Raw genomic sequence first — 11,884 nt, 5'->3', positions numbered from 1 at the left:
GTCTTCGGCCCGCAGGCCGAAGCGTCAGGGCCGCACTGCGAGCCAGTCTCCTCAGGAAGCGTCACTCAAGCGAGCGCCCCCAAGGAGAAGATCATGAAGTACGTCGCCGTGTCCCTGACCGCCCCCACCGCCGTGGCCCTCGGCGGCTTGGCCGTGGCCGTACCCCGGCTGCTGAGCACCGAGTCGACCAGCACCGTCGGCGCCACGGCCACCGTGTCGCGAACGGAGGTCGAGAAACAGGTCCGTGAGCACTACGCCCTGCCGCTGGTGCAGGAGAAGCCGCGGGCGGTCAGCTGCACCCGAGTCGAGCGCGAGGCCGCCGCAGAGAGGCGAGGGCGCAGGCCGAGAGAGTTGGCCGGCAGGCACATAGCCAGCGGTCGATCCGCCGTTCGGCAGCGCGAACCGGATGAAGCGCGGGGACTCGCCGAAGGAGGGCAGTCCCTCGGATGCCCGGCCGCGCCGGGCCGGGGAGACGGCAGCGAGGCCGTCACGTCGGGCACGCCGAAACTCCCCCGGCCCAGCCTCTGATAGGGAAGAAAGTCAGCTGACGCGTACGGGCAGGCTGCGGAATCCGCGGGTGATGTTGTTCAGGGCGCGGACGGGCTCTCCAGCCAGTTCGATGCGTTCCACGCGGGCGGCCAGCGCCTTGAGTACGGCGTGGACTTCGAGGCGGGCGAGGCCCTGACCGGCGCAGGCGTGGTTGCCGTAGCCGAAGGCGAGATGGTCGACGGGGTTGCGGCGGACGTCGAAACGGTCGGGGGCGGGGAAGTGGCGCTCGTCGCGGTTGGCTGCACCGTAGCCGTGCAGGACGCGGACGCCGGACGGGATGACGACGCCTTCGCCGAGGTCGGCCTCGCGGGTGGTGACGCGGGAGAAGACCTGGATGGGGCTCTCGATGCGGACGATCTCGTTGAAGGCGGAGGGGGCAAGGGCCGGGTCGGAGCGGAGCAGGTCCCACTGCTCGGGGTGGCGGGCGAAAAGCCACATGCCGCTGGAGATCGCGCTGATGGTGGTGTCGAAGGCGGCCACGACGTAACCCGCGAGCAGGCCGATCGCGCCTTCGACGGGAATCCGGCCGGCCTTGTGGGCCTCCAGCATGGTCCATCCGAAGCCGCCGGGCACGAGGTTCTCCTCGGCCACGACGCCGGCGAGGTAGCCCATGAGGGCTTCGACCTTGGGGACCGAGGCGGCCGTGCGCGGGCAGACCGGTCCGGCGGAGTCGAACCAGCCCGCGGCCATGTCGAGGAGTTGGTCGCGGCCCTGCTCGGGCCAGCCGATCAGATCCATGATCACGTGGACGGGGAGGTCCTGGGCCAGGTCCGTGACGGCGTCGAAGGAGCCCCGCGCCACCAGCTCGTCGGCCAGTCGCTCGGCCCGCTGGTCGATGCTCTCGGCGACCGGGCGCAGCGCGCGGGGTGACAGGCGGTCGGTGAACAGTTTGCGCTGCTCGGTCTGCGCGGGCGGGTCCATGTTGATCAGGGCGCTGGCCCAGGCGTCGTTGAAGCCGTCGTTGAGGCCTATGCCCCGCCCGGAGGAGAAGGTCTCCCAGTCGCCGAGGGCCGAACGCACCTGCTCGTAGCGGGAGATGAACCACAGATCGTGCCGGCTGAGGTACACGGCCGGGCCCAGGTCGCGCAGCGCCTTGTACCGGGGGTAGGGGTCGGCGAGCGCTTCGTCGCTGAAGAGGTCGAGGTCGGAGGTGAGGGGTGTCGTGGTGGTCATGGCGATCTCCTTCGATCGTCCGGGCGGAGGAAGGGTCAGGCGGCGAGCGCCCGCAGGCGGGCCACCGGGATGCGGTGGTTGAGCGCGGCGGCCACGGGACGGTCGGGGTGGTCCCAGCGCAGCAGGGCGGAGCGGTCGGCGAGGGAGCCCTTGAGCACGGTCGGTTCGCCGGCGGCGGGCAACGTCCCGGCGAGCTTCACGGCCAGGCCGAACGCCTCGGTCCAGAAGTACGGCTGTGGCGTGTACGGCGTGGCCGCGTCGCCGTGCAGCAACGCGGCGACGCCCGCCCGGGCCTGACCGATCGCGGCGTCCCAGTGCGGGGTGCGGCGGAAGCGGCCGTCACCGGTGGGCAGGGCGGCGACGTCCCCGACGGCGACGACGTCCGGTGCGCCGGCCCGGCAGCGTTCGTCGACGACGACTCCGCCCAGCAGGGTGAGCCCGGAGCCCTGCAGCCACTCGGTGTTGGGCCGGCAGCCGACGGCGGTGACGACGAGGTCGGCCTCCAGGCGGCTGCCGTCGGCGAGTCGGGCGCCGTACGGCGTCGGGCTCACACCGTCCGGGCACACCACGGTCCGTACGCCGTGTTCCCGCGCCGCCCGCTCGAACAGCCGGGCGAGGAAGGGGCCGAGGGTCGTCACGAACGGCGTCCGGACGTCGACGACCGTGACGTCGAGGCCGAGTTCGGCGGCGACGGAGGCGATCTCCATGCCCAGGAAGCCGCCACCGATCACCAGCACGCTGCGGGACCTGGCGAGTTCTCCCCGCAGGCGCACGGCGTCGTCCAGTGTGCGTAGGACGAGCCCGTGCTCCCCCAGCGTGCGGGCCCGCGCCCCCGTGGCGATCACGAGCTTGTCGTACGGGATCACCACGTCGCCCTCGACCCGCACCAGCCGGGCGTCCGCATCCAGGCCCGTGGCCCGGATGCCGGTGAGGACCTCGACGTCGGCACCGAGTCGCGGCAGGGCGACCGAATCGGCGCCCTCGGTGCCTTTCAGCACTCCCTTGGACAGCGGCGGGCGGGCGTACGCGGCATGCGGCTCGTCACCCACGAGCGTGATCACGCCGTCCCAGCCCTGGCGCCGCAGCTCGTCGACGGCAGTCACTCCGGCGAGGGAGCCGCCGACCACGACCGCCCTCATCGGACGGTCCGCAGCGCCGCCACCGGACAGGCGCGGGTGGCCGCCTCCGCCTTCTCGGCCAGGGCGGGCGGAATGTCGTCCAGCAGAACGGTGACGACGCCGTCGTCGTCGAGCCCGAAGACCTCGGGCGCGGCCTGTTCACAGAATCCGAAGCCGTCGCAGCGGCCCTCGTCCACGTCGATGTGCACCATGCGACCACCCTCGGCGCCGGGCCCACACGGGGGCTACGGGTGGAACTACGGGGTCGGTACCTGATTCCCGGGTCCGTAGGGGGTGGGCAGGTGATGCTGCGCCACCCAGGCCGCGACCTGCGTACGGGAACTGAAGCCCAGCTTGGCCAGGATGCGCTCCACGTGGCCGTCCACGGTGCGCGGCGACAGGACGAGCGCGGCGGCGATCCGCCGGTTGCTCATCCCCTGGGCCACCAGAGCGGCCACCTCACGCTCACGGCGGGTCAGCGGACCGGCCCCGGACGCGGGCTCGGCGGCGGGAGGCGCCGGCGGCCGGGTGTCCAACGCGTAGGCGATGGCCGCGGCCGGCCGGTCGTACGCACCGCCCTCGGTGAGGGCCGCCTCGTACGCCTCCTCGCCCAGGGCGCGTGCCACCGACGCTGCGCACTGCTCGTGCCGCTCGGCCAGATGCGGGCCGAACGCCGCGATGGTGGTGCCGATGTGCCGCCACAGGGAGCGGATCGACCCGAGCAGGCGTGCCGCCCGCCGGTGGTCGCCCCGGGACGCGGTGATCCAGGCCAGCAGCTCCATCATCAGGGCGGTGCCGACGTAGTCGTTGAACCCGCGCTGGATGTCCAGGCCGGCCCGCGCAAGGTCCGTACCGGCCTCCGGGTCGCCGCGCACCCAGGCATCGTGGCCGAGGGCCCACAGCGCGTAGGAACGGCTCCACCGCTCCCCGTGGGCCTCGGCGGTGGCCACGGCGCGCCGGCCCGTGCTCTCCGCCCGCGGGTCGGCGGTGTGCGCCTGGGCGATCGCCAACTGGAAGAGGGAGATCAGGGCGCCCGGGCCGTCACCGACGGCCTCATGCGCGGCCACCGCCCGCTCGTACCGGGAGACGGCCTCCTCCAGATGCCCCCGGAACAGCGCCGAGGTGCCGCGGAAGCCCTCGACGTACGCGCCCACCACCGGGTCGCCCAGCCAGTCGCCCAACTGACCGGCCTCCCCCAGCGACCGGTCCGCCGCCGCGTGGTCGCCCTGGAGCAGCGCGGCCCAGGCGGCCACCCACAGCGCCCTGGCCCGCGCCAGGGTGGGCTCGGGAGCCGCGGCCAGGGCCCGGTCGAGCCACCGGCGTCCCTCGCCGAGGAATCCGTCGGCGCACCAGTGGAAGCGCAGGGCCGCGACCAGCGCCTGCGCCGTCCGCGGATCGCTGTGCTCCAGCGCCGTACGGAGATTGGCGTGCTCGGCGCGCAGCCGGGCCAGGCCCTCCTCCTGGCCGGGGCCGTACCAGCCGTCGGCGATCCGCTCGGCGAGACGGCGGTAGAAGTCCAGGTGGATCAGCCCGACCCGGCGTTCCTCGCCGGATTCCGCGAGCCGCCGAGTGCCGTACTGCCGGATGGTCTCCAGCATCCGGTAACGGGGTTGCCCCTCACGCTCGTCGACGAGGACCACCGACTGGGCGACCAGGCGGTCCAGGAGGTCCAGCACGTCCCCGCGTGGGATGCCCTCCCCGGCACCGACGGCCTCGGCGGCGTCCAGGGCGAATCCGCCCGCGAACACCGACAGCCGGTTCCACAGCAGCCGCTCGGCCGGGGCGCACAGCTCGTAGCTCCAGTCGATCAGTGCCCGCAGGGTCCGCTGGCGGGGCCGGGCCGTCCGGCTGCCGCCCGTGAGCAGGGTGAAACGGTCCTCCAGCCGCTCCGCCACCTGCTCGACGGTCAGGGTCCGCAGCCGGGAGGCGGCCAGTTCGATCGCCAGGGGCAACCCGTCCAGGTGGGCGCACAGCCGGGTGACGGCCTCCCGGTTGGCGTCGGTGACATCGAACTCCGGCCGGCTCGCCGCGGCCCGGTCCCGCAGCAGCTCCACGGCCTCGTCCGGCACGGACAGCGGGGCGACGGTGAAGACGTGCTCGCCGGACATGCCGAGCGTGTGCCGGCTGGTCGCCAGTACGCGCAGTCCGGGCGCGGCCGAGAGAAGGGTGTCCGCGAGTTCGGCGCAGGCGTCGACCAGGTGCTCGCAGTTGTCGAGCACGATCAGGCAGTGCCGCTCGGCCAGGTGGTCCGCGAGCTGTTCGAGCAGGGGTCTGGCGGACAGGTCGGGTATGCCGAGGGCGGTGGCGGTGACGGCCGCGACGGCCGCCGGATCCTGTACGGCGGACAGGTCCACCAGCCAGACGCCGTCGGCGAAGCCCTTGCGGGAGGCCGCCGCCGATTCCAGCGCCAGCCGCGTCTTGCCCACGCCGCCCACGCCGGTGAGCGTCAGCAGCCGTGCCGTGCCGAGGCGGCGGCGGATCTCCGCCATCTCCCGCCGCCTGCCCACGAACGTCGTGAAGGCCGCCGGGAGGTTTCCCCCTCGTGCGGTTGCGCTGCTCACCCCTGAACGCTACGAAAACCTGTCGGTCAGCGGCAAGCCCCGGGCAGTCCTCCGCCCCCGCCCACTGACCTGCGACAACACGGTCAGGTGCACCGAGACGGGCCAATTCGATAGGCATTCACCAACAAGTACCTCATATAAGGAGAATCACGGCAGCGCCACGATCAGAAGTGCTCGCCAAACGCATCAACGGCCACCTCTGGGGTGGACCGCCCAGCGGAGTAACTCCGCAACCGCTTGCAGGGAAGCACAAGGCGCATGGGTGAGGCAGTCCACGACGTTGCGGCCGAGCCGGTCCACGGCGGCCGCCACCAACCCGTCGTACGGACCGCTCTCATCGCGAAGCCAAGGGCCCGACTTCGGGCGGGTCATCGGGTCGGTGGCGCCCGACACCTCCCAGTCGTCGGCCCAGCCGATGATGTGGCCCCCGACGGAGGCCGCGGTGGTAAGCACGTCCTCGCGCTGCCGTTCCGGAGACGACGTAGCTAGCTTCATCCGGGACAGCCGCCGCACTCCTAGCAGGCACTTTCCGCATCCGTCGTAGGGGCGTTCGATCATGTTCAGGTCCGTACCGCGCAAGACGTCTCCGTTTCGAACACGCAAGATACGGAGATTTGGCGGCCGCGCCCAGGACGATCTTGCTCAGCCCAGGAAGCTCAGTCGAACCTGACGGTTGACATTGTCTTTATTGGTGTCCACCAGGCACACAGACTGCCAAGTCCCCAGTTCCAGCCTCCCGTCGATGACCGGCAGGGTGGCGTGGGGCGGGACGATGGCGGGGAGGACGTGGTCGCGGCCGTGGCCCGGGGAACCGTGGCGGTGCTGCCAGCGGTCGTCGGCGGGCAGGAGGGTGTGGAGGGCGGCGAGGAGGTCGTCGTCGCTGCCGGCGCCTGTCTCGATGATGGCGATGCCGGCCGTGGCGTGCGGGACGAAGACGTTGAGGAGACCGTCCCGGCCGGCTGCCACCTCGCGGAGGAACGCCGCGCAGTCGTGGGTGAGGTCGACGACCCGCTCGTGGGAGCCGGAGGCGACGTTCAGGACTCGGGTGGTGAACGCATCGGACATGGTTCCATCCTCGCGCACCTCGACGGCGGCACGCGCGAGAGGGACGGTCCGCGCCGCCGCCGACGCCCCGAGCCCGCCCCGACGGGGGGGGCGCCCCGGCGCGGCGCACCAGGGCGCCGTGACGGACGCGGCGGTGACCCGGCCGGTGATACACCGCGTCCACTCCGCGAGACACCATTGACCCTGCACGGCCCGGGTGACTAATTTCGCCGCATGTCACGTTCAGCTCTGCTCACTTCGCGCGGTCACATCGACCTGCTGCGGGTGGCCTCCGCCGCCTGTCGTCGCGGCTGCTGACGCTTCTTCACCTCCCTTTCCTCTCGGCCTGCGCGCCGCCTCTTCCGCACGTCTGACGAGCCGGGTCCACTGAGCGATCCGTCGACCGGTGTCCGACGTGCCGGCACCGCACGGCCGCCCCCGCCCGCCGGCGCTCTCCTTCCCCGGCGTTCTCCTCCCCCGGAGCTCTCATGAGCATCAGCCATGCCCCACCCGACACACACGAGGCGGATATTCCGGATATAGCCGGTCACGGTCATGCGACCGACACATCTGGTTCCCTCGCTCTCGAACGCCTCGTCCCCAGCTCCTCCCGCCGCACCCGTGTCCCCCGCTGGCTGCGGCGCACCTCCGGCCCCCTCCTGCTGCTCGCGCTCTGGCAACTCCTCAGCACCACCGGCGTGTTGACCGCTGACGTACTCGCCTCTCCGGGCCGGATCGCGCAGGTGGCGGGTGATCTGATCGCCGACGGTTCGCTGCCCTCGGCGATGGGGACGTCGTTGCAACGGGTCGCGCTCGGAGTGGTGTTCGGGACCGTCGTCGGCACCGGACTCGCCCTGGTGTCAGGGCTGTTCCGGGTCGGTGAGGACCTCGTGGACGCCAGTGTCCAGATGCTGCGGACCGTGCCGTTCGTGGGGCTGATCCCCCTGCTCATCATCTGGTTCGGCATCGGCGAGGCCCCGAAGGTCGCGATCATCACCCTCGGCGTGTCGTTCCCTCTCTATCTCAACGTGTACGCCGGGATCCGTGGCGTCGACGCCCAGTTGATCGAGGCCGGGGAGTCCCTGGGACTGTCGCGCTGGGGGCTCGTACGGCATGTCGTGCTGCCGGGTGCGCTGCCCGGCGCCATGACGGGTCTGCGGTACTCGCTCGGCATCGCCTGGCTCGCGCTCGTCTTCGCCGAGCAGATCAACGCGGACTCCGGCATCGGCTTCCTCATGGTGCAGGCACGGGACTTCCTGCGGACCGACGTGATCGTGGTCTGCCTGATCGTCTATGCCTTCCTCGGCCTGCTCGCCGACTTCATCGTCCGCTCCCTCGAAAGGCTGTTGCTGCAATGGCGACCGACGTTCACCGGCCGGTGACAACGAAAAAGGCCCACCCGGCCCCCGATACCGCACCCGCCCCCGAACCCGCACCCACCAAACCCACACCCGCCGCCCCCGCACCTGTGCCTCACGCCGTGCACGTCGAGGGGCTCACCCGCTCCTTCGGTGGCCGCGCCGTCATCGACGACCTCCGACTCGACGTCCGGCCGGGTGAGTTCGTCGCCCTGCTCGGCCGCAGCGGCTGCGGCAAGTCCACCCTGCTGCGCATCCTCGCCGGGCTGGACCGCGACATCGAGGGCACCGTCCTCGTGCCGCGCCGTAAGGCGGTCGCCTTCCAGGCACCGCGGCTGATGCCGTGGAAGCGGGTGTGGCGGAACGTTCTGCTCGGTCTGCCGGGCAAGCCCGAACGCGCCCTTGCCGAGCAGGCGCTCAAGGAAGTCGGTCTGGACCACCGTTCGGGGGCGTGGCCCAAGACGCTCTCCGGCGGTGAGGCCCAACGCGCCTCCCTGGCCCGGGCGTTGGTCCGCGAACCCGATCTGCTGCTGCTCGACGAACCGTTCGGCGCCCTCGACGCGCTCACCCGGATCAAGGCGCAGCGTCTGGTCGGCGAGCTGTGGCAGCGGCGCGGCTGCGCGGTGCTGCTCGTGACGCACGACGTCGAGGAGGCGGTCCTGCTCGCCGACCGCGTCCTGGTGATGGACGAAGGCGTCATCGCCTACGAGACGCCAGTCGATCTGGACCGGCCCCGCGACATCACCGACCCCCGGTTCGCCGAGCTGCGCGGCCGACTCCTCGAACGACTGGGCGTCGACCCCGCCACCCAAGCCGCCTGACCTCCCTTCGCGAAGCCGACCCCTCCCCCGAGCGGCCCGGGAGGCGCCCGCCCGAGAGGCGCCCGAGAGACAACCCCCGAACACCTGGGCCCGCCACACCAGCTCCCGCTCGCCCTTACTCGAACCAACCGAACGGAATCCCTTATGCGACGACGCCTCGCCCCCGCCCTGCTTCTCCCCCTGGCCATGCTCCTCTCCGCCTGCGGCGGCAACTCCTCGGCCAGTACCTCGGCAACCGGAGGCGGGACCGACGGCAAGGGCTCGCTCACCTTGAACGTCGGTGACCAGAAGGGCGGTTCGGAGGCCATTTTGCGGGCGGCCGGGGAGCTCGACGGCCTCGACTACAAGATCAAATGGTCGACGTTCACCTCGGGTCCTCCCCTCCTGGAAGCCGTCAACGCCAAGGCCGTCGACATCGGCGGCGTCGGCAACACTCCGCCCGTCTTCGCGGCCGGGGCGGACTCCAGGATCACGGTCGTGGCGGCCTGGCACGGCACGTCCGACGGCGACACCATCCTCGTACCGAACGACTCGAAGCTGACGAAGCCCGAGCAGCTCAAGGGCAGGTCCGTCGCCGTGGCCCAAGGCTCGTCCGCGCACTACCAGTTGGTGGCCTCCCTCGAGAAGGCCGGGCTGTCGCTCGGCGACGTCGACGTCAAGTACCTCCAGCCGGCGGACGCGCTCGCCGCGTTCACCTCCGGCAAGGTCGACGCGTGGGCGGTGTGGGACCCGTACACCTCGCAGGTGCTCAAGGCGAAGCAGGGGCGTGTCCTGACCACGGGTGAGGGGGTCACCAACGGCCTGACCTTCCAGGTGGCGGCGCCCACCGCGCTCGGGGACGAGAAGAAGGCAGCCGCCGTCAAGGACTACCTGGAGCGGCTGCGGCGCGCCTACACGTGGGTGTACTCCCACGAGGAGGAGTGGGCGAGGGTCTGGGCGCAGGACACCGGGCTGCCCGAGGACGTGGCGCTGGCCGCGGTGAAGCGCACGTACACCACCCGGATCGCGGTGGCCGTCGACAAGCCGCTCATCGCCTCCGAGCAGAAGATCGCGGACACCTTCACCGAGCTGAAGCTCATCCCGAACAAGGTCGACTTCGGCGACTTCACCGACCCCCGCTTCAACGGCGACCTCCCGCCGTCGACCACCGCTCCCCGCGCCTCGGAGGGCTCATGACGTGATCGTCCGTCTCCACCGCTGCTCGCAGACATCGAGTACCACGCGCAGCACACCGAGCGGCCGACGTGCGGGAAGATCCGCGCCTCCTCCACGGTTAGTAGAAACGTGAACAACTCACGCGAGGTCGAGGTAGTCGTCATAGGCTCTGGTCAGGCGGGCCTGTCGAGCGCCTATCACCTGCGGCGATCCGGCTTCGAGCCGGAGCGCGACTTCGTGGTGCTGGACCACTCCCCCGGGCCGGGCGGCGCCTGGCAGTTCCGCTGGCCGTCGCTGACGTACGGCAAGGTGCACGGGATGCACGCACTGCCGGGGCTGGAGCTGACGGGGGCCGATCCGGCGCGGCCGTCCTCCGAGGTCATCAAGGAGTACTTCGCCACGTACGAACACACCTTCGACCTGCGGGTGCGGCGTCCGGTGGACGTCCACGCGGTGCGGGAGGGCGAGGGCGGGCGGCTGCTCGTGGAGACCTCGGACGGTACGTGGTCGACGCGGGCGCTGATCAACGCGACGGGAACGTGGGACCGGCCGTTCTGGCCGCGCTACCCCGGTCAGGAGACGTTCCAGGGGCGGCAGTTGCACACCGCGCGGTACCCGGGGCCGGAGGAGTTCGCCGGGCTGCGGGTGGTCGTGGTGGGCGGGGGCGCCTCCGGGACGCAGCATCTGCTGGAGATCGCGCCGTACGCCGCCGCGACGACATGGGTGACCAGGCGTCCGCCCGTGTTCCGCGAGGGGCCGTTCGACGAGGGGGCGGGGCGCGCGGCGGTCGCGCTGGTGGAGGAGCGGGTCCGGCAGGGCCTGCCGCCGAGGAGCGTCGTGTCGGTGACGGGGCTGCCCCTCAACGACGCGATCCGGCAGGGCCTCGCGGACGGTGTCCTGGACCGGCTGCCGATGTTCGACCGGATCACTCCCGACGGCGTGGAGTGGGACGACGGCCGCCGGGTGGACGCCGATGTCATCCTCTGGGCGACCGGCTTCCGCGCCGCCCTCGACCATCTGACCCCGCTGCGGCTGCGCGAGCCCGGCGGCGGCATCCGCGTCGACGGCACCCGCGCGGTCGCCGACCCACGGATCCACCTGGTCGGCTACGGCCCGTCGGCCAGTACCATCGGCGCCAACCGCGCCGGGCGCGAGGCGGTGAGGGACATCAGGCGACTACTGGCCGCCGAGCCGGTCGCCGCCGCCTGACGTCACGAACCGGCTCAGCAGGACCGTCAGCGAGGTGCCCGCGAAGGTGATCCGGCGTCCGCCGACGGCCGCTTCCGGTTCTTGTTGAACTCGGCGACGTTGCGCAGGTGTTCCTCGTAGTTCGCCGTGAAACGGGTGTCGCCCGGCTTGACCGTGACGAAATACAGCCAGTCGCCCTGCGTCGGGTTGATCGCCGCGCGCATCGCGTCCTCGCCCGGGTTGGCGATCGGCGTGGGCGGCAGCCCCATGCGCTGGTACGAGTTGTAGGGGCTGTCGATCTTCGTGTCGTTGAGGGACATGTCCAGCGTGGAGCGGTTCAGCGCGTAGTTGATGGTGGAGTCCATCTGCAACGGCATGCCGCGTTCCAAGCGGTTGAAGACGACCCGGGACACCTTGCCCATGTCCTCCTCGGTGGCCGCCTCGGCCTGGATGATGCTCGCGACGGTGACCGCCTGGTAGACGTTCATCGCGTTGCGCTGGGCCCCGGCCGTGACCTGACCGCCGTTGAACTTCTTGTGCGCGGTCTCGACCATGGACGTCAGCAGGGACTCCGGGGTCGACTTCTCCTTCAAGGCGTACGTCGCCGGGAAGAGATAGCCCTCCGGATTGCCGTCGGCGTCGGCCGGGAGGGTCAGCTTGGCCTTGGCCAGGGACTTCTTGGTGGATCCTGCGGGCAGGGCGAGGGCCTTGTCGACGGCTTCGTAGACCTGGCCGGAGCGCCAGCCCTCCGGGATCACCAGTGACGCGGGCCGTTCGGCCTCGCCGTCGCCGCTGCCCACGGTCAGCAGCGGCACCGCCACGGCGGTGGCCGCCACGACGGCCCCGGCCGCGATGAGGGCGGCCCGGCCCCGGCGCGTCAGTCGGATCGTGCTCGGTGGCGGAGTGTTCATCTGCAT

At 71.5% G+C, this 11,884-nt stretch carries 13 protein-coding genes; 6 read left to right on the top strand and 7 right to left on the bottom strand.

The features are described 5' to 3' along the window. The first annotated feature begins 93 nt into the window (after positions 1–93). A complete protein-coding gene (locus tag ACWD26_RS01190) occupies positions 94–528 on the top strand; it encodes a hypothetical protein (RefSeq protein WP_451264889.1) in 435 nt (144 codons plus the stop codon). 12 nt (positions 529–540) lie between these two features. On the opposite strand, the gene ACWD26_RS01185 is transcribed toward ACWD26_RS01190, so the two are convergent. The 6 genes from ACWD26_RS01185 to ACWD26_RS01160 form a co-directional block, all read right to left on the bottom strand. Continuing rightward, a complete protein-coding gene (locus tag ACWD26_RS01185; RefSeq protein WP_451264887.1) occupies positions 541–1,722 on the bottom strand; it encodes a cytochrome P450 in 1,182 nt (393 codons plus the stop codon). Between the two features lie 35 nt (positions 1,723–1,757). Beyond that, the gene (locus tag ACWD26_RS01180) at positions 1,758–2,861 is read right to left on the bottom strand and encodes an NAD(P)/FAD-dependent oxidoreductase (protein WP_451264885.1); all 1,104 of its coding nucleotides are present in this window, start codon (positions 2,859–2,861) and stop codon (positions 1,758–1,760) included. After that, positions 2,858–3,052, bottom strand: a complete 195-nt coding sequence (locus ACWD26_RS01175) for a ferredoxin (protein WP_451264883.1) — start codon at positions 3,050–3,052, stop codon at positions 2,858–2,860. The genes ACWD26_RS01180 and ACWD26_RS01175 overlap by 4 nt, the downstream gene beginning before the upstream one ends. A gap of 45 nt (positions 3,053–3,097) precedes the next feature. Further along, positions 3,098–5,401 (bottom strand): ATP-binding protein, encoded by a 2,304-nt coding sequence (locus ACWD26_RS01170; protein WP_451264881.1) that lies wholly within the window; start codon positions 5,399–5,401, stop codon positions 3,098–3,100. 186 nt (positions 5,402–5,587) lie between these two features. Further along, positions 5,588–5,896 carry a recombinase family protein gene (locus ACWD26_RS01165; protein ID WP_451265259.1) on the bottom strand — a complete coding sequence of 103 codons (309 nt, stop codon included), beginning with the start codon at positions 5,894–5,896 and terminating at the stop codon, positions 5,588–5,590. Positions 5,897–6,043: 147 nt separating this feature from the next. Then, entirely contained in the window at positions 6,044–6,466 is a 423-nt protein-coding gene (locus ACWD26_RS01160; RefSeq protein ID WP_451264879.1) for a secondary thiamine-phosphate synthase enzyme YjbQ, read from the bottom strand. Between the two features lie 213 nt (positions 6,467–6,679). Here ACWD26_RS01160 and ACWD26_RS01155 point away from each other — a divergent pair, with 213 nt between their 5' ends. The 5 genes from ACWD26_RS01155 to ACWD26_RS01135 all read left to right on the top strand — a co-directional run bounded on the left by ACWD26_RS01155 (position 6,680) and on the right by ACWD26_RS01135 (position 10,988). Then, positions 6,680–6,763, top strand: a complete 84-nt coding sequence (locus ACWD26_RS01155; protein WP_319053403.1) for a putative leader peptide — start codon at positions 6,680–6,682, stop codon at positions 6,761–6,763. Positions 6,764–6,933: 170 nt separating this feature from the next. Next, the gene (locus tag ACWD26_RS01150) at positions 6,934–7,827 is read left to right on the top strand and encodes an ABC transporter permease (protein WP_451264877.1); all 894 of its coding nucleotides are present in this window, start codon (positions 6,934–6,936) and stop codon (positions 7,825–7,827) included. Beyond that, positions 7,800–8,624 carry an ABC transporter ATP-binding protein gene (locus ACWD26_RS01145; protein WP_451264875.1) on the top strand — a complete coding sequence of 275 codons (825 nt, stop codon included), beginning with the start codon at positions 7,800–7,802 and terminating at the stop codon, positions 8,622–8,624. Before ACWD26_RS01150 ends, ACWD26_RS01145 begins: the two co-directional genes overlap by 28 nt. A gap of 144 nt (positions 8,625–8,768) precedes the next feature. Beyond that, positions 8,769–9,800, top strand: coding sequence for an ABC transporter substrate-binding protein (locus ACWD26_RS01140; protein ID WP_451264873.1), 1,032 nt, complete (start codon positions 8,769–8,771; stop codon positions 9,798–9,800). Between the two features lie 108 nt (positions 9,801–9,908). Then, entirely contained in the window at positions 9,909–10,988 is a 1,080-nt protein-coding gene (locus ACWD26_RS01135) for an NAD(P)-binding domain-containing protein (RefSeq protein ID WP_451264871.1), read from the top strand. A gap of 26 nt (positions 10,989–11,014) precedes the next feature. Here ACWD26_RS01135 and mltG read toward each other — a convergent pair whose 3' ends face one another. Then, positions 11,015–11,884: an endolytic transglycosylase MltG gene (mltG, locus tag ACWD26_RS01130; protein WP_451264869.1), complete on the bottom strand. Its 870-nt coding sequence runs from the start codon at positions 11,882–11,884 to the stop codon at positions 11,015–11,017.

The sequence above is a fragment of the Streptomyces sp. NPDC002787 genome (assembly GCF_053592095.1).
Note: the sequence above shows the minus strand (reverse complement) of the source record. Positions and strands in the feature narration are given on the sequence as shown.